The 15,613-nt window shown below is 66.2% G+C and carries 18 protein-coding genes; all 18 read right to left on the reverse strand.

What is annotated here, in order from left to right; genetic code table 11:
• The 18 genes from ICA15_RS15860 to ICA15_RS15945 all read right to left on the reverse strand — a co-directional run bounded on the left by ICA15_RS15860 (position 1) and on the right by ICA15_RS15945 (position 15,608).
• A complete protein-coding gene (locus tag ICA15_RS15860; protein ID WP_023103897.1) occupies positions 1-948 on the reverse strand; it encodes a TIGR03756 family integrating conjugative element protein in 948 nt (315 codons plus the stop codon).
• A complete protein-coding gene (locus ICA15_RS15865; RefSeq protein ID WP_017514119.1) occupies positions 945-1,391 on the reverse strand; it encodes a TIGR03757 family integrating conjugative element protein in 447 nt (148 codons plus the stop codon). Before ICA15_RS15865 ends, ICA15_RS15860 begins: the two co-directional genes overlap by 4 nt.
• 161 nt (positions 1,392-1,552) lie before the next feature.
• On the reverse strand, positions 1,553-2,047 hold the full coding sequence (gene radC, locus ICA15_RS15870) for a RadC family protein (RefSeq protein ID WP_023103898.1): 495 nt from the start codon (positions 2,045-2,047) through the stop codon (positions 1,553-1,555).
• Positions 2,048-2,225: 178 nt separating this feature from the next.
• Complete coding sequence (locus ICA15_RS15875) at positions 2,226-2,990, reverse strand: DsbA family protein (protein WP_028690954.1); 765 nt, start codon at positions 2,988-2,990, stop codon at positions 2,226-2,228.
• 13 nt (positions 2,991-3,003) lie between these two features.
• Positions 3,004-5,871: a conjugative transfer ATPase gene (locus ICA15_RS15880; protein ID WP_023103900.1), complete on the reverse strand. Its 2,868-nt coding sequence runs from the start codon at positions 5,869-5,871 to the stop codon at positions 3,004-3,006.
• Positions 5,871-6,311, reverse strand: coding sequence for a TIGR03751 family conjugal transfer lipoprotein (locus tag ICA15_RS15885; protein ID WP_023103901.1), 441 nt, complete (start codon positions 6,309-6,311; stop codon positions 5,871-5,873). The genes ICA15_RS15880 and ICA15_RS15885 overlap by 1 nt, the downstream gene beginning before the upstream one ends.
• The gene (locus ICA15_RS15890) at positions 6,292-7,722 is read right to left on the reverse strand and encodes a TIGR03752 family integrating conjugative element protein (protein ID WP_017515583.1); all 1,431 of its coding nucleotides are present in this window, start codon (positions 7,720-7,722) and stop codon (positions 6,292-6,294) included. Before ICA15_RS15890 ends, ICA15_RS15885 begins: the two co-directional genes overlap by 20 nt.
• A complete protein-coding gene (locus ICA15_RS15895) occupies positions 7,712-8,638 on the reverse strand; it encodes a TIGR03749 family integrating conjugative element protein (RefSeq protein ID WP_023103903.1) in 927 nt (308 codons plus the stop codon). The genes ICA15_RS15890 and ICA15_RS15895 overlap by 11 nt, the downstream gene beginning before the upstream one ends.
• Positions 8,635-9,324 (reverse strand): PFL_4703 family integrating conjugative element protein, encoded by a 690-nt coding sequence (locus ICA15_RS15900; protein ID WP_023835765.1) that lies wholly within the window; start codon positions 9,322-9,324, stop codon positions 8,635-8,637. Before ICA15_RS15900 ends, ICA15_RS15895 begins: the two co-directional genes overlap by 4 nt.
• Positions 9,321-9,719, reverse strand: a complete 399-nt coding sequence (locus ICA15_RS15905) for a TIGR03750 family conjugal transfer protein (RefSeq protein ID WP_023103905.1) — start codon at positions 9,717-9,719, stop codon at positions 9,321-9,323. The genes ICA15_RS15900 and ICA15_RS15905 overlap by 4 nt, the downstream gene beginning before the upstream one ends.
• Before the next feature lie 12 nt (positions 9,720-9,731).
• Positions 9,732-10,091 carry a TIGR03745 family integrating conjugative element membrane protein gene (locus tag ICA15_RS15910; protein ID WP_023103906.1) on the reverse strand — a complete coding sequence of 120 codons (360 nt, stop codon included), beginning with the start codon at positions 10,089-10,091 and terminating at the stop codon, positions 9,732-9,734.
• A gap of 16 nt (positions 10,092-10,107) precedes the next feature.
• Entirely contained in the window at positions 10,108-10,341 is a 234-nt protein-coding gene (locus tag ICA15_RS15915) for a TIGR03758 family integrating conjugative element protein (protein WP_009459672.1), read from the reverse strand.
• Positions 10,338-10,721: an RAQPRD family integrative conjugative element protein gene (locus tag ICA15_RS15920; RefSeq protein ID WP_023465080.1), complete on the reverse strand. Its 384-nt coding sequence runs from the start codon at positions 10,719-10,721 to the stop codon at positions 10,338-10,340. The genes ICA15_RS15915 and ICA15_RS15920 overlap by 4 nt, the downstream gene beginning before the upstream one ends.
• A 98-nt stretch (positions 10,722-10,819) precedes the next feature.
• The gene (locus ICA15_RS15925; protein ID WP_023103908.1) at positions 10,820-11,569 is read right to left on the reverse strand and encodes a TIGR03747 family integrating conjugative element membrane protein; all 750 of its coding nucleotides are present in this window, start codon (positions 11,567-11,569) and stop codon (positions 10,820-10,822) included.
• Positions 11,566-13,755 carry a type IV conjugative transfer system coupling protein TraD gene (gene traD, locus ICA15_RS15930; protein WP_023103909.1) on the reverse strand — a complete coding sequence of 730 codons (2,190 nt, stop codon included), beginning with the start codon at positions 13,753-13,755 and terminating at the stop codon, positions 11,566-11,568. The genes ICA15_RS15925 and traD overlap by 4 nt, the downstream gene beginning before the upstream one ends.
• 4 nt (positions 13,756-13,759) lie before the next feature.
• The gene (locus tag ICA15_RS15935; RefSeq protein WP_017515759.1) at positions 13,760-14,299 is read right to left on the reverse strand and encodes an integrating conjugative element protein; all 540 of its coding nucleotides are present in this window, start codon (positions 14,297-14,299) and stop codon (positions 13,760-13,762) included.
• On the reverse strand, positions 14,296-14,901 hold the full coding sequence (locus ICA15_RS15940; RefSeq protein WP_028690955.1) for a transglycosylase SLT domain-containing protein: 606 nt from the start codon (positions 14,899-14,901) through the stop codon (positions 14,296-14,298). The genes ICA15_RS15935 and ICA15_RS15940 overlap by 4 nt, the downstream gene beginning before the upstream one ends.
• The gene (locus ICA15_RS15945) at positions 14,883-15,608 is read right to left on the reverse strand and encodes a TIGR03759 family integrating conjugative element protein (RefSeq protein WP_023103911.1); all 726 of its coding nucleotides are present in this window, start codon (positions 15,606-15,608) and stop codon (positions 14,883-14,885) included. The genes ICA15_RS15940 and ICA15_RS15945 overlap by 19 nt, the downstream gene beginning before the upstream one ends.
• Between the last annotated feature and the right edge of the window lie 5 nt (positions 15,609-15,613).

The raw sequence follows: 15,613 nt of genomic DNA on the forward strand, positions 1-15,613 counted from the left end.
TCAAAGGAAATCAACGCTGCCAAGGAACACCTGTCCACGGCGTTCGCAGCAGGCATACGGCCGCCACAGCGCCCAGGCGTAGTCGCCTTGCTGGGCCTGAGTCAGGAAGCCGGTGCGTGGGAAAACCGTGCAGGACGAGGACAGGACGGGCGTGAGTTCCTGCCACTTGCCAGTCGAGGCATCACCCTCCATCAGCGCGCTGGCGGGCCAGTAGCCATCGCGGGCATTGGCAAGCAGCGGCTGGTACACGTGCAACTGCCCGCGGCGCGTGACGACATCGCCCGCACGCTGGGCCACCACGGCTCCCGATTTGTGGTCGTCGGTCTGGTGCAGGAAGCCGCCGCGGGGATACACGTTGCCCCAAAGGTTCATCGTGGTGCGTGCGCCGACCTCGCGCATGCCGGGAATCAATGCCTCCGGGTAGGCCATCTCGGGCACGTTGTAGCGCCAGGCAAGCGTGTCCAAGGTGCTGAGCAGATACGGCATGAATGCCGTTCCCGCGCCCTCGCAGAAGTAGCCCGAGGACGAAACAAACTGGTTGAACACCTCGACGCCGGGATGGCCGATCACGTCGGCGTTCTTGAATTTCGCGAGATTGTTTTCGTGATCCTCGTTCGTCGTTCCATCGCCGCCCGCTTGGGCGGACGGGTTGGCCGTACTCATCGCCCGGACTTCGACCCACGGGTTCTCGCCCGTGTTGCTGTAGCTGGAGACGACCGCATCGGGGATGTAGTGGCGCACCTTGACAGAGGTGCGCACCGTGCAGCCTCCCCAGGTGCAGTAGAGCCAGTAGCAGATACCCACCACCCGGTACTCCAAGCAATCGGGCGAGGCCACCGAGGCAACGATGGCGGTGGTGTTCAAGGCGTAGCTACCCGTGGCGCTGAGCAGCAGCAAGGAAGCCACGCCAGCCCGCATGCGGCGCATAAGGTCGAATGGCCTCGTCATGGCTGGGTCCTCCGACGCTGCTCGATGCGCGCGACAGCGCGGGCCACATCCGGCTCGCCATAGACCACGTAGCGCTGATCCACCACGACAGCCGGGATGCTGGTGATGCCCAGGCTCCATGCGTCGGTGACGCCCTGGTATGCGGAAGCGATGCGGCGCTGTAGGTCGGCGCCGCCTTGGTTCAGCCGACGCTTGACGGTGGCCGCCGCCTGTTCGGGGGCGGCGGGCAGTTCCGCAGAAAGCTCCGCTTCAATCCGGCGGGCTTCGTCCAGCTCGATCAGCCGCTCGCCGCCCATGGTCTTGACCGGGTGGTGGCTGTCGGTGACGACCAGTACGTCGGCTGCGAAGGTGACGGGGCTGAACACGGCCAGGGACGCCGGCAGCGCCACGACGAGACCAAGGGTTCGCCAGCCCGACGCGAACGTGGAAAAGGATGCCGGCATGTCGCGTGCCCCGAAAGTTGATCAGGGCCATAGTCAAACGCGAACCCGATGCCACCCCAACAAACAATGCGCATCGCGGGCTGCCCGCATACCTGCTTGTCCCGGGCCATAAAAAAACGGAGGCCGAAGCCTCCGCGAGGATCAATGAAGCAATGCGACCGTTACAGCAGGCCTGACTCCGCAAAGGAGAACGGGGAACCTTGGCCTACGATGATGTGATCCAGTACCCGTACATCGATGAGCGCCAGCGCGGCCTGCAGTTGCTGGGTCAGCACACGATCCGCGCTCGACGGCTCGGAGATGCCCGAGGGGTGCTGGTGCGCGAAGATCACCGCGGCGGCGTTCAACTCCAGCACACGCTGTACGACGACACGTGGATAAACAGAAGTCGAGTTGATCGTGCCCCTGAACAATGGCTCGTAGGCCAGCACCTGGTGCATGCTATCCAGGAACACAGCGGCGAATATCTCGTTGGGTTCAGCGACCAGTTTCACGCGCAGATAGTCCCGCACGGCGGCCGGCTGGCTGAGGCATGGTCCAGCTTTGAAGATCCGTTTTTCCAGCAGCACGATGGCCTGCTGGATGATCCAGTCTTCGTGCTGGGCAGCTACGGCGGAAAGCGACTCCACACAGGAGTCATTGATGGCGAAAGACATGGCGAACCTCCAGACGGTGAGATCGGAGGGCGCGCGCCCCCGAGGGCAAGCCCTCCTGGGGATGAGAATGAAAAGATGCATCCATCACCGCGATTGCGGTGACCGTTCGCGGCCAGGATGCAAGGCGAACGAGTCGCGGTCAGCGCAGAGGACTGCGCCGTAGCCTTGAAGACCGGGGCTACCTGGGCATGTCGCCGACGACGTCGGCAGGCATTTCGGATGTGGGTGTGCTGGTCGGACCCTCAGCCGCCAGCATGTCCATGGCTGACAGCAAGGCATCGCCCTCGATCGGCCCCTGCAGCAGGATGGCCTGGCCCGTTTGGCGATCGAGCAGGCGCAGCGACGGCGTGGCGGTTACGCCGCTCTTGGTGGCTTCCGCAGCCTGGGCGCGGATAGCCGCACTGGGCCTTTCGCTTGCCATGCACTGCTCGCTGGCTGGCGTCGATTCGGGGTACCGCAAGCCATCGGGCAAGCCCTGGCCGCCGCTGCGCGTGTGGGCATAGACCCATTCGATCGCCTGCCAGAACGCGACATGCCCACCTGCTTCGGCAGCGCATTCCACTAGGCGTGCCTCGGCTGACGCGGCCGGCTCGTGCTCGGCCAGCGGCTGGTGGTGCCATTGCAGCGCCACGTCGGTGTTGTTGCCGATCCACCGCTTGAGCTGCGGGAAATACTCCCGGCAGAACGGGCACTCCAGGTCGGCATAGAGCGTCAGCGTGAAACGGCCTTTGGGGTTGCCCATTAGCCAGGGCGGCCCGGCCACCGGTGCCATGCTGACCGGCGTGGGCGGCTGCGGCGGGGATTCGCCGGGCGACCTTGACACAAGCCAGATCAGCAGCAGCGCGACCAGCACAGCAGCCAATGCCCAGGGCCAGCGGGGCCGCCCGTTGCGGCGGCGGAACGCCTGGACCTGCATCGGAATGGAAGGACGTTTCTGTTCCATGGCGTTCTCCGTCTTACGACAGTTCCAAGGCCGGCGACTCGATGCCGCGCGCCTGGTCGATCTTCTCGGCCACCTTGAAGGCCGCTTCCAGTTCGGTGCAGCCGTAGTGCTGCATGAGCTGGTAGCGCTCGGCCTTCTCTTCGGGTTCGGTCTGCGCCAACGCCAAGTACAGGCTGGGCGGCACGGCGCGGAACAGCACTTCCATGCTCTTGGAAAGGATGACGCCCTCGGTGAACTTGCCCGCTTCTTTGCGCGCCGAGAGCATCAGCGCTTTCTGCGCGGGCGAGAGTTCGCGGAAGCGTGCAATCTTCTCGACCTCATCGGGCGGCATCGACAGGCAGATCCACCACTCAATCATGTTGAGCATGGGCTCCGCGGCACGCGGCAGATCGTCGATATTTTGTGTAGCCAGCCAGAACCAGGCCCCTAGCTTGCGCCACATTTTTGTAATTTTTACAACGTAGGGCGCAAGCAGCGGGTTCTTCGTGATGATGTGGCCTTCGTCGGTCACATTGATGATCGGACGGCCCAGGTACTGGTCGCGCTCGGCGATGTTGTTCACCGTGCTGATCAGGCTGATGTAGGCGATGGAGAGCTGCGCGTTGTAGCCCTCCCGGGCATAGGTCGCGAGATCCACCAGCGTGATGTCGGCCTCGGGCCACGGCGTGCCATCGCGATCGAACATCTCGCCGTCCGTGCCTTGGCAGAACATGTCCATCGCGTCCGCCATCTCCAGCAGCCGCACGCGCCGCATCTCGGGCAGCGTCGGGTCCTGGCCGCGCGTGCGCAGCGCGTTGCGCACGTCGCGCGTGAGCACCGTGCGTTTCTCGGCCACGCAGTGCTCGGCGGCATCGAGGATGCACTGGCGGATCAGCGAGCGATCGGCCCGCGTCATCCGGGCTTCTTCCTTGTCCTCGCCGCCTGTGATCATCAGCCGTGCCGTGATCTCCAGTTCACCCAGCACGTCGCGCTGCTCGTCCTCCTCCATGACCGAGGAATCGGCTGGCAATTCTTCATCCAGTGCATCGGCATCAAGCGTCTGCACGTTGCTGGGCGTTTCGATCAGCCGGCGAGCGTCGGCGAACGGCGCCAGGCTGATGCCCGAGCCAGGAGCCAGCTTGACCCGGTTCACGGTCAGACCCAGGCGCTTTGCGAAGTCGCTGAACAAGCCAAAGCTGTTGCCGGCTTCCACGATGAACAGCCGCGGCCGGTAGATGGCCGTGACCTGGTTCAAGAGGTTGTTGAGCGTTGCGCTCTTGCCCGAGCCGGTGGGGCCGAACAGGAACAGATGGGCGTTCATCTGCCTGTCCAAGCGGTTCAGTGGATCAAACGTGATCGGCCCGCCGCCGCGGTTGAAGAACGTGTTGCCCGGATGACCCGTACCCTGGCTGCGACCCCACGCCGGCGAGAGATTCGCCACATGCTGGGCGAACATCAGTTGGGTGAACCAGTTCCGTCGATCTTGCGCAGGGTTGTAGCAGCACGGTAGCCAGCGCAGGTAGCTGTTGAGCGGCGCGACTTCATCGTCCTCGCGCACAGGCTGCAACCCCGCGTTGAGCATCACGTTGGCGAGGTCCAGACCGCGCCTGTCAAGTTCGGCTTCATCGCGTCCGCGCAGATAGAAGGCCAGCGTGCCGCGGTAGAGCTTGTGCGCGCTGCCGATGAGCGAGCGTGCCTCCTGCACATCCTTGAGCGTTTGTTCCGATGCCAGTGTTTCGCCGACAGCCTTCTTCGCCAGGTGATTCAGGTGCGATTCGAGGATGTCCTGGGGCGTCGCCACCATGGTCAGACACATCGTGGTGTCTTCGGGCATCTGATCGAAAAGCGTGTTGATAGCGTCCCCCTTGCGGGTTTCGCCGGTCAGGTGCCCCGTACCGGGCGGCATGCGTAGCCGGTCGGTGACCAGTACGCGATGCGGCATACCGTCAAAGTACCAGGTGCCGTGCTCGGCATCGGAGCGAGGCTGACCGAAGAACAGCCGTTGACTGAAGTCCCGACCACTCGCCAGCTCAATCTCACCTTCCTCCACCTCGTCGGGATAGCGGGCCAGCGCATAGAAGCGCTCTCGCTCCTCAGCGCCGGGCCCGAGCATCGTGGGGCGTGGGTTGAACCAACGCAGCAGCCAGTCGTGAACATCGGCCGCGACCATGCGCCGGGCCTGGATGCCGGCGTTCGCCAAGCCGCCGCAGAGGCGATCGCAGACGATGTTCAGCATTTGCTCGGGTGTCTGGCCGCGGCGGTTCGCCTGCCCGGCGGCCCGGCGATAGACCACCATGCGCACGCGCCGCGTCTGGCCGCGCCAGCGCAACCGCGTGACCACCGTATCCTCGAACAGTCCGCCGGGCTTGGCCACCGCGCGCAGGTGGTGGCCAAAGAAGCGGAGGTAGAACTCGGTGAAGGCCGTGCTGCGGGCGCGCGGCTGCACGTAGTCGCGTAGCGTCTGCATGTACTGGTCGAAGCTGGGCTCGTCCTGTGCATAGAGCTGGAGCACCCACGGGTTCTCATCCAGCTCATCGAACGAGTCCTGGAGCGCGTTTTCGAGCGCATCGCGGGCATGAGCGAGCCAGCCCGGTTCCCGACCTTCGGTGCCTAGCGGGACCAGTTCGTAGAAGGCCGCGACCGATTGCCCGTCCTCCAGCAGCATGGACTTCGACGGCGGCAGGAACTCCACCCACGGCAGCAGCTCCGCGAATGACTGCGCAACGTCGTACATCGCCTGCTCGTCCGCCACGGTCGCCGGCCTGCGGCCCTGGACCGTCGCTCCGGGTTCGGCAATGCCGGCCTGGCGCAACGCCTCGACGTGGCGCTGCCAGCCGTCCGGCTGCTCGTCATTGCCACCATCGGATGCAGCCAGCTTCGGCCAGGGGAGTTTCCAGCGCATCAGTAGTCCTCCACGCGCTCGCCCGGCATGGCGTACTGCACACGCTGGTACAGGGGAAAGACCGTCGTGTAGCCCGGAACCGGCACGGGATCGGTGCCCGCCAGGTGCGGGTACACATACATGACAAGATCGGGGTTCGGCAGGCGGTGGAACTGGCGATAGACCTCGTTGCGCGCCGTGCGCGTGTAGCGCATCTGCTCGGTGGGCGCGGCCTCCACGTCGGCCTCGGTCAGCGTCCGGCGCAGGCTCTGGCGTGCATCGAGCAATTGCCTGCGCGCCACCTGGCCGGCGCCACCACCCCCGTCACCGGCGTTCTGCTGCCAGATGTCCATCATCGTGCTGTCGCCGTGGGGGAGCAGCTTTTCCTTGCTGGTGGCACAGCCGCCGAGCACCGCGACGGCGAGGGCCAGCGCCAGGGCCTTATTCAAGTTCGAGAGCATGGCTTTCTCCTGCGCGGTGATCGACCTTGCGGCCTTCGGGATCGAAGTCGATGGCGAGCGGCTTTTCGAGGTGGACGGCGACCTTCGCGCCGGGCTGGACATAGACAGCGGCGAACGCCTGGCCGTACAGCTTGTTCACCCAGTCGGCCATGTCGCGCACGCCACCGGCCAGGATGCGGCCCACGGCTTCATTGCCCGAGATACCGACGCTGCCGATGGAGCCGTCGGCGCCGACGTAGGACATCTGGCCGCTGTCGCTGTCGATCAGCGAGGCGACGCCGGCACCGGCGGCGGTAATCAGGGCTTGCGAGCCAAGGTACTGCTGGGCGTTGCTGCGCCGCTCCCCGCTGACGCAGGGAATGCCGTATGGGTCGCTGATCCAGCCCAGGCCTCCACTTTGAGAGTTCTGCTGCTGGTTGTTTTGCTGGTTGCCGTCGCGGTCTTCGGGGATGGTGCGGATCGTGCCGTCGTGGAAGACGAAGGTGATGCTGCGTACCTGGCCGCGCACGCACGAGAGCGTCCAGTCGCCCGATGCGGTGCCGCTGAACACGGCACCGGCCACGTCGGGAATGTCGATGCCATTGGCGGTCAGGTTGTCCGATCCGACCAACACCTTGAAGGGGTACGGATCGTTGACGGTTCCGTCGATCGGCACGCGGCCGATCAGCGCCGTCATCGCCACCGACCCCATCAGCGTCGAATTGGTCGGTACGGTATAGACCGCCTTGGCGCTCTTCACGCCTGCGGCGCGTGCGCCCGCGTTCGCCACGGTTTCCGCCGTGGTTTCCAACGTGCTCTGCGCGGGGCCGAAGCTCGTCGGGAAGCTCATGCCGCTACCCGTGCCACGACTGCTGTTGCGCCCCTCGGCTTTCCTCGCATCGTCGGGTTCGACCCAGCGCACGCCGCCTTCCATGCCGGCCTCGTCGCCGTCACGCAGCCCCAGACCCACCGGCAGGTCGGCATGGCCGCCGCCACGTCCGCCGATACTGTCCAGGCGCCGTTGCAGGTCGGCCAGCAGCCCTTCGGTCTGCTGACGCGCGCTGGCTGCCTGCTCTTGGTCGCGACGCAGGTTGGTGCGCTCGGAGTCGAGGGCCGAATTGATGCGCTGGTCAATGGAGTTCTCGCGCTGGCGCAGTCGCTGGTTTTCTTCGCGCTGGGATTTGTTGTCCGAGAGCGCGGTCTGAAGCTCGGTGCGCAACTGCTTCACTTGGGCAACGAGCGTCGCCACGGTGTCGCGCGGGGTATCGCCCTCGATGCCCAGCGCCTTCATTTCCGCTGGCGTGAGCTTGGCGCCGGCATCCGCGGTCGGTGGTGCCGAAGTGCTGCCTCCCGAGAACAGCCGGATGGCGACGAACAGCACCAGCACGGCAACCGGGATCATCAGCCACTTCAGGAGTCCATTACTGCGCATGGCGGACCTCCTTGCGGTCGGTGCCATCCTGGGAACCGGCTTCCGGTTGCGGGAGATGCACGGCCGGGTCGAAGCGGTTGACCGCTGGTAGCAGCGATTGCGCAAGGCCACGCCCGCGCGTCACCAGGTACAGAACGGTCGTGTCCTCGGGCGTCCCGCGCGGGCCAAGCGCCTCGTGTTGGAAGGTGGCGGTGAGGAAATCGCCTTGCAGCACGCGCGGGTCCAGGGTGATCCAGCCGCTGCTGCTGTTGGTCAGGCGCACGGCGGTCACCCACTGGTCTTCCAGACGCCATGACGCGAGCGCGACCGCGCGCACGGGCAGCGTCGGCATCAGCGTGCCGAGGTCGAGGTCACGGCGCAGGTTCACCCGCATGACGCTCGGCAGCGGCTCCACGGTGCGTAGCGGCGCGTAGAGGTTCTGTGCGGCAAAGCGCGTCAGGACAACCGACACCGGGGTCTCGCGTCGCGCCGCTCGCGCGCCGGCCTGGTCCTGGGCGCGCGCCGGAGCTTCGTTGTCATCGCCGGGCTGATCGCCATAGCGCGCCGGGGTGCTGTTGCCCTCGACGATGCGCACTGGTTCCAGCTCGGCTTCGCCGTCCTTGGCTGGCTCCGCCGCAATGTCCAGCAGGATCAGCGCGCCCGTGTCGGCGTCCTGCAATTGCAGCCGCGTGGGCTCGATCGGCTCGCTGGCGCGCAGGTACACCGCGCCGCCCGCGCTCTGCACCCGTAGGCGCTCGCCGACGCCCGCAGGTACGCCCACGCGGACGTTGCGGTCGATGAACACGATGCGCTCGTGGCCGACCTTCAGCGGCACCGCCAACGGCATACGTTCCCAGCGCAGGATCTCCACTGCCTGGACAGCAGGAGCGGCGGCCACGGCCAACAGCCCCAGCAGCGTGAGTACAGGATGCTTCATGGGGTTTCTCCTTGGGGCGCTTGCGGAGACAGGCCGCCAGACGCCGGGCGCGTTGGCTCCGGCGTGCTGATGCGCTGGGGCGCGCCCTCATAGCAGTCGAGCGCCAGGCCGAACGGGTTGCGGGCAGGATCGACGTCCACCCGCGTGACCTTCACTGGATAGCGCACCAGAGCGCGCTTGACTTGCTCGGCGCCGTAGTACTCGTCGGCGGTGATGTCCAGCGTCACCACCCAGTCGCGGTCGGAGACCACGCGCACGCGCGCCGTAGGGTCGTCGCCGTAGCCGCGGCCGGGGATTTCATAAATCCCGCGCACGCGCTGGCGCAGCTCGCCCGTGCTGCGGCGGTAGTCGTAGTCCGCGCGAAGGAAGGCCTGGCAGGACGGGGTGAGATACGGCGAGAGCGTGTGGAGGTTGCGCGCGTAGTCCTCTTCGCCATTCGTCGGCCAGCGGTTGAGCGTCTGGAACACGTAGAACGTGAACGCATAGACCGATTCGGGCGGCACTTCCCACCACTTCCTGGTACTGCCGGAGCGCAGGTCAGGCGGAACGTGGATGGTCAGATCGCGCGGAGCGCTCCACCAGCCGCCGCCCATGACCAGGGCGACGATGACCAGGGCGCCAGCCCCCAGGCGAAGCGTCTTGATGTGCGCCTGCAGGTGGGTGATCTCGTTCTTGAAGCGGCTCATCGCGCGCTCCTTCGGGTGGTCCAGAAGCCGGAACGCGAGATCAGCACATGGCCGCCCACCCAACCCGCCATCAGTGGATGACGTGTCGCAATGCGCCATTGCAGTTGCCGATACAGCCAGGTGTCGGGACGCCCGCGTTTGAGGCGGCGAAGAATGCCGCCGCCGATGAACACGCCCAAGGCCACGCCCAGGACGACGAACGTGGGAGCTAGCGCGATCGTGCGGAACACCCACGACAGCGGCGCGCCGACCAGCAGGCCGGCGGCGCCGGACAAGCCGCAGCAGATCCACAGCTCGTCGGCGGTGAGGCCGCGCACGACAACGGGGTGGCGGTTGAGCCGGTGCGGAAGGAACGTCACGGTCCCGTCCGCACGGACGTGCTGCTGCTCAGACATACCGGCCTCGCCTTACAGGATGCCGGTGGCTTCGGTGAGCAGCCAGATGCCGATCACGAGCAGGACGGCGCCGATGGCGACCGTGAGGCCGAACTGGCCCCACGTCTTGCGGCCTGTGTGGATTTCCGCGTAGGTCCCGTAAGCGTGGTAGCACACGCCGATGAACATCGACGCCACCACCAGCAGGGCTACGAGCATGATGATGTCGTAGCCGTAGTTGCGGATCGTTTCCATGATGCCGTTGCCCGTGCCGCGGGTCGGGTTCTCCAATTGCGGCAGACCCTGCGCGAACGACAGCACGGGCAGCGCAGCGGCGCCCAGGGCCACGGCGGCGCGCTGGGCAAGACGGGAATTGAGGATGCGGTTTTGCATGGTCATGCCTTTCAGGTCAGGAGAGGAGGAAGAAAGTCAGGACGAGGTACATCGCGACGAATCGGATGCAGACGCCGAGGAACTGGCGCTGGTTGAGGCGGCTCTCGGACCACCCCACGTAGGCCGTTCGCATGGCCCAGACGCCCCAGACGAGCAGGACCGCGAACACGACGCCGACCAGGACGGTCGCCATCGCTGAAGGTGCGATGCCGCTGTTGGCTTGAAATGCCGAGACCTGGGCGCCGTTCATGGCTTGCCCTCCGCGGTCGTCGGCGGTGATGGCGGGACGACCCGCTCCGTGCGGTAGTCGCCGGCCAATTCGGACGGGTCGCGCGGCTGGGCGCGCGACGGTGTGAGATGGGCCTGGATGCCGGCGCGCACGCGCGCCAGGTCAGCCAGCAGCCTCGGGTAGTCGAAGTGGTAGCGCTCGCCCGGCTGGATGGGGGCATGCGCGGCGCTGTCGGCGACCGTGCGCTCCAGCGCGTCGAGTTGGCGCAGCGCTGCGACCAGCTCCTGACGCTGCGCTGGGGACTCGGCCAAGGCCATCGAGGACTGGCCCAACACAAGGGCCGTCACGAGAAAAGTGGGCACGCCGCGATGCGCGGCGCGCAGCCAGATCGGAGCCAACATCGCGCCATTCCTGTGTGATCAGCAATGGCTAGATCGTGGAGATCAGGGCTGTTTCAGGCCGCAAACAATAGGAACCTGCGGATGACCGGATTGATCGGCTAGAGGTACTTCTTGAAGCTGCCCGCAGTCAGGCTCACGGCCAGTCCCAGCAAGGCGGCGCTCGGCAACAGGATCAGCAATGGATGCACCGAGATCGGCAGTGCCAGGTACGTGATCCACGGCAGCACGGCCAGGGGCATAAGGCTGGCTTTCGCGCGGTGGTAGATGAACCCGGATTCGCGGCCCGCGCCGAACCTGCGCACGTCACGTCGCACCAGACCGTCAATCAGACCGACGAAAGCAGCCGTGAAGATCAGTGGCAGCGTGAGCACCAGGACCAGCAGGCGCACTAGGAAGGTCAGCGTCGTGAAGGCCGCGGCGATCAGGTAGCTCTCGGCCCAGACATAGGCTTGGCTGATGTAGTAGCGGAAGTTGCGCGCCTGCTCGTGGCTGGGCGCGCGGACGCGCTCGGCGGTCTGGCTCATGCGCGCCAGCAGCCCGGAGCGAACAAACACCCATTCGTAGCCTGTATCCACCAACTCGTGCGCCGTGCGCCCCGGCTCCTGCACGACCACGCTGCGCGTGAAGTGGTTGGACAGATGCCCAAGCTCGTACTGCAACATCTGCTGGGAATGGCGCCAGCCCTGGTCCTTCCAGAACAGGTGCATGCCGACGCACTCCACCACGATCGAGAACAGCAGCGAGCCGATCAGCACTCCAAGCAAGCGAAACGGCAAGGTGATGGTGCCGACGATCAGGCCCTGGCGCTGATTCTGCTCCCGCTGCGCGGTCGAGGCGGCGTCCTTCACGGCGCGGCCTCGTCGCCACTGTGGTCGGTGTCGGTGGCCACCGCAGCAGGCTCGGCTGGAGCAGCATCATCCAGCAGGTCATCGGGCAAGGCCGCATCCTGCAAGGCCGGGGAACTGGTGAACTCCCACCACTGCGTAGCCTCGCTGTAGCTCTGGCGCATGTACCCTGCCAGTTGTTGCAGGTCCGTCGGCATCACTTCATCCGGGTCTGGTAGCGGCAGCGGCATGCGAACCTTCCAAAGCTGGCCGCCCTGCAGCAGCGCGAAGCATTGGCCTTTTGGCAGGCCGACTACGTGCGATGGCTCGATCATCGGCACGCTGGACATGCTGATGCGGTCCTGGGTGTTCGACGTGAAATCCGTCGCGCCGCGGATGTCCGAACTGTCGGTTGCCCCGGAGACGATGGTAGTGGTATAGACCTCGACCTTCGGCAACTGCCGCGTCAGCAGTTCGGCAGTGGCAGTCTCGCGCACGCGCAGCATGAACAGGTTGTTGAAGTTGCCGATCACCTGGCCAGCTTTCGCGCGATTGCCGATGCGGGCCTCGATGTCCGAGAGGGTCTGCGTGTACGCGGTGACTTGCAGCCCGGCGCCGCCGCCTTTGTTGATAAGCGGCACGAATTCGTCACCCATGAGTTCATTGAATTCATCCGCATGGACGTTGATCGGTACGCGCGCGCCAGCCGAGGCGTCTGGCAGGCCATCGTCGATTCCGTGCTTGTAGATATGGCCCGCGACCGAAACCAGGTCGGAGAACATGGAGTTGCCGACCGCTGCGGCAACCTCGGCGTCGGACAGCGCGTCCAGTCCCACATAGACGATGGCGCGCTTCCTGATGACTTGCATCCAATCGAAGATCGGGCGCGGGTCGGCCAGGTCGGAATAGTTCGGTGCCAGGAGCTGCGCGATCTTGCCGCTGGTTAGCTTTTCCAACAACGGCAGCAATGACGCGACGATCTTGTCGAAGTAGGTCTTGTCGTACCGAACTGCCGAGCGCAGTCCGTCGAGCACCGGGTCGTAGTTGCGCGCCTGGGAGAGATACTGCTCCAGCGCAACCACGCGCTTCTCTCGCCCGATCATGTTGCGCGGGATGTTCTTCTCGTTGAGCTTGGCCTCGATCTGGACGATCACCTCCCAGGCCTTGGGCTCGGTCTTGGCGAAGTAGTGCTGGGCGTACTCGATAAACAGCGCGTCGATGTTGATGACGTGCCGCTGGATCAGCATGTAGTCCGGGCGCTGTCCCAGTTCCACCAGGGCACGAGCAATGATGTTGACGAAGCGCCACGCGAACTCCCTGAAGGCCGCGCTATTGCCTTCACCGGAGAGTTGCCCTGCGATACGGGTGGCGACTTCCGAGATGCGACCGAATCGGCCCACCGCGTTGTAGCGGGCGCTGATCTCCGGCCAGCCCAAGTGGAAGATGTAAAACTCGCCTTCACGGCCGGCGCGCTTGGCCTCGACATACATGCGCTTCAAGAGGTCCGCATCCCCTTTGGGGTCGATGACGATCACGACTTCGTGCTCGCCGGCAGCGCTCTTGCGGCGGATGTCCTGGGTCACGAACAACTCGGCCAGTCGCGTCTTGCCCACGCGCGTGGTGCCCAGCACCAGCGAGTGCCCGACACGCTCGCCGAGCGGAAGGCTGACGTCCACCTCGTCCGGTTCGATGCCGTGCAGGCGTGGCAGGCCGCCCACAGGCGGCAGCGGACGCACCGGGTTGAAAGGAGCATCCCAGCCCGTGAGCGCGGACAGCCGGGATAGCGGGAACGGCGCGAACTCCAGCCGCTCCTCCAGTCGCCGTGCCAGCCGGTAGGCAGGCGTCGGCTCGACGTATCGGCGGAACTCCGGCCGGTACGTCTGCATCAGCCTATGGGTGTGTTTTTGTTCCCACAGGAACCCGCGCCCGATGAAAAGCCGCTGCTGGCTGACGGGCACGTCCTTGCTCGTCATCACGTAGCGCGACAGGCGGCGGATGTTGCGTCGGTAGCGCAGGATCACGCGGGCATCGCGATAGCGGATCGCGCCGTAAGCGCCGAAAGCCAGCGCGCTGCCGACGCCCATCGACGGGCTCAGCGCGAGCGACCATGGGGCCACCAGGCACAGAAACGCGGCGCCTGCACACGCCGCGACGGTGTATAGCTCCACCGCTGGGCGTAGCAGAACCTCGACCGGCTGTTTCCCCGACATGGCTTCATTGCTCGATGCCGGTGGCCGTGATCAGCGCCGGGTAGTGCCGCAGCCCCAGGCGATCGGCCAGGTCGTCTCCGGCTACGGGCGCGAGCGGCACGCCCGGCACCAGGGCACGCAACCGTGCCAGGCCCTGCGCGGTCTCGACATTGACCACGAGGCCGACCGCGCCGCGTTCGCGCAAAGCGACGCCGCGGCGCTGCAGCCAGGCCCGGGAGGCGTCGTCGTCGCCGATGACCACGAACGGCCGCAGGCCGGGCGCTTCGATCACGCGCCGCGCGACGGTGCCGGGCGTGAGCTTGGCGCTACGCACCGGCAGCATCGCTGCCTCGTCCGCGGGTGTGGCGGGAACCTGTGGCGTCGGAATGGGCGGCCGGCCCGGGACATCGGCGCGCGCCTGGAGGTTGAGGGCCTCGTAGTACGGCAGCGCCGACGTGCCACCGCGATCTTCGACCACGATCAGCGGATCGCCGGCACGCGATGCCAGCGGCAGACCTGCCAGCAGCACAAGCAGGCCCCGCAGGGCCAGATGGGATTTTGTCATGGGGAAGTCTCCTGGCGCGCGGCGAGCACCGCGGCGTTTGGATGTGCGCCCTGCACACGCGCGAGATGGCGCGACACGCTGCGCCGGTAGCGGGCGGCGGGCTCGCCGCCCGCAGGACGGTGGTAGCGGCCGATCGCGAGCAGCCAGTCTTCGCCGGACGTGTGCTGCTCGTTCAGGATTTCAGCGGCGATGGCGAGGTTTCGATACGGGTCCAGCAGGTCGCACGCGCTGGTGAAGCGATGCTTGTGGTAGCCGAGGTTGATCTGGACCAGGCCTGCATCGATGCGCGTGTGGGGCGTGGTACGCATTGCCTGTTGCAAGCCCGAGCAGGCGTCGGCGCGCGTGGCGAAGCGGCGCGACTGGCCGGCGACATTGAGGGACCACGGCCACGGCACGATGCGCCCGTTGCGTCGAACGCCGCTCTCCTGCAAGGCCACGGCGTAGAGCACGGTCGAGGGGATGCCCGCCTGCTGGGCGGCGAGCTGGTAGGCAGGTGGCGGAATCTCCTGGGCATGGACGGCGCAGGCGCACAGGCCGGTAGCGAGCACCAGTGCGCACAAGAGCTGCGAGAAGGAGGTGGCCGCTACGGCTGGCGCTGCCATTGGCCGTTCACCTCGCGCACAGCCGCGGGCAAGTCACCGGGCAGGCCCAGCGACAGCCAGCGGCCGCCGTCGTGGTTGAGGGTAATGCTGCCGCTGCGCACGCGCGCCGGGTCGATCTGCGCGCGCTTGGCCCAGTCGCGGATGCGTGCGTCGTCCTGGCGGCTGCCCACCATATACAGGTCGAACTCGGCACCCGAGGATTGCAGCCGCTGCACGAGCTGCCCACAGGCCGCGCAGCCGTCCTTGACGAACACCGCCATGCGACCGCTGCCGCGCGCGGTGCCGGTGCCCGGCCCGTCGTCGGGCAGGTTCACGCGCTGCATGCCGGGGTTCAGGCGCTGCCAGGCTTCGTCGTAGGCACGTTGGTAGGCGAGCAGCTTCTCGACGCGGCGAGCCTCGACTTGCACCTGCAGCTCTGCATAGCGCCGCCGTTCTTCGTCGGTGCGTGCCTCGATGCCTAGGGCAGACAGCGGGTCCAGGTTTGGCGAGTAGATGCCCAGCGGCCCATCCATCAGCTCGCGGTAACGCGCCCATTCCTGGGGTTGGAGCCCCCAGTTGCTTGCTACTCGGTCGTCCAGGACGCGGGCGGCCAGCGGGCGCTCCTGGCTCTGCGCATTGCGGGCTGGAGCTGTGGCTGGCTGTTGCGCCCACGCGGGCCACTGGACTGAAGCCAGTAGGAGTGCGGAAAGGATGATCGACGGCTTCATGTCGT

The sequence above is a fragment of the Pseudomonas sp. P116 genome (assembly GCF_020149425.1).
GTDB classification, from domain to species: Bacteria; Pseudomonadota; Gammaproteobacteria; order Pseudomonadales; family Pseudomonadaceae; genus Aquipseudomonas; species Aquipseudomonas anatoliensis.

Bases quoted from the DNA above. Each gene is read 5' to 3' on its own strand.
- ICA15_RS15895 (WP_023103903.1), bottom strand. From the start codon at position 8,638: ATGAAGCATCCTGTACTCACGCTGCTGGGGCTGTTGGCCGTGGCCGCC.
- ICA15_RS15915 (WP_009459672.1), bottom strand. From the start codon at position 10,341: ATGAACGGCGCCCAGGTCTCGGCATTTCAAGCCAACAGCGGCATCGCA.
- ICA15_RS15890 (WP_017515583.1), bottom strand. From the start codon at position 7,722: ATGCGCAGTAATGGACTCCTGAAGTGGCTGATGATCCCGGTTGCCGTG.
- ICA15_RS15945 (WP_023103911.1), bottom strand. From the start codon at position 15,608: ATGAAGCCGTCGATCATCCTTTCCGCACTCCTACTGGCTTCAGTCCAG.
- traD (WP_023103909.1), bottom strand. From the start codon at position 13,755: ATGTCGGGGAAACAGCCGGTCGAGGTTCTGCTACGCCCAGCGGTGGAG.
- ICA15_RS15875 (WP_028690954.1), bottom strand. From the start codon at position 2,990: ATGGAACAGAAACGTCCTTCCATTCCGATGCAGGTCCAGGCGTTCCGC.
- ICA15_RS15910 (WP_023103906.1), bottom strand. From the start codon at position 10,091: ATGCAAAACCGCATCCTCAATTCCCGTCTTGCCCAGCGCGCCGCCGTG.
- ICA15_RS15860 (WP_023103897.1), bottom strand. From the start codon at position 948: ATGACGAGGCCATTCGACCTTATGCGCCGCATGCGGGCTGGCGTGGCT.
- ICA15_RS15920 (WP_023465080.1), bottom strand. From the start codon at position 10,721: ATGTTGGCTCCGATCTGGCTGCGCGCCGCGCATCGCGGCGTGCCCACT.
- ICA15_RS15905 (WP_023103905.1), bottom strand. From the start codon at position 9,719: ATGTCTGAGCAGCAGCACGTCCGTGCGGACGGGACCGTGACGTTCCTT.
- ICA15_RS15900 (WP_023835765.1), bottom strand. From the start codon at position 9,324: ATGAGCCGCTTCAAGAACGAGATCACCCACCTGCAGGCGCACATCAAG.
- ICA15_RS15865 (WP_017514119.1), bottom strand. From the start codon at position 1,391: ATGCCGGCATCCTTTTCCACGTTCGCGTCGGGCTGGCGAACCCTTGGT.
- radC (WP_023103898.1), bottom strand. From the start codon at position 2,047: ATGTCTTTCGCCATCAATGACTCCTGTGTGGAGTCGCTTTCCGCCGTA.
- ICA15_RS15880 (WP_023103900.1), bottom strand. From the start codon at position 5,871: ATGCGCTGGAAACTCCCCTGGCCGAAGCTGGCTGCATCCGATGGTGGC.
- ICA15_RS15885 (WP_023103901.1), bottom strand. From the start codon at position 6,311: ATGCTCTCGAACTTGAATAAGGCCCTGGCGCTGGCCCTCGCCGTCGCG.
- ICA15_RS15940 (WP_028690955.1), bottom strand. From the start codon at position 14,901: ATGGCAGCGCCAGCCGTAGCGGCCACCTCCTTCTCGCAGCTCTTGTGC.
- ICA15_RS15935 (WP_017515759.1), bottom strand. From the start codon at position 14,299: ATGACAAAATCCCATCTGGCCCTGCGGGGCCTGCTTGTGCTGCTGGCA.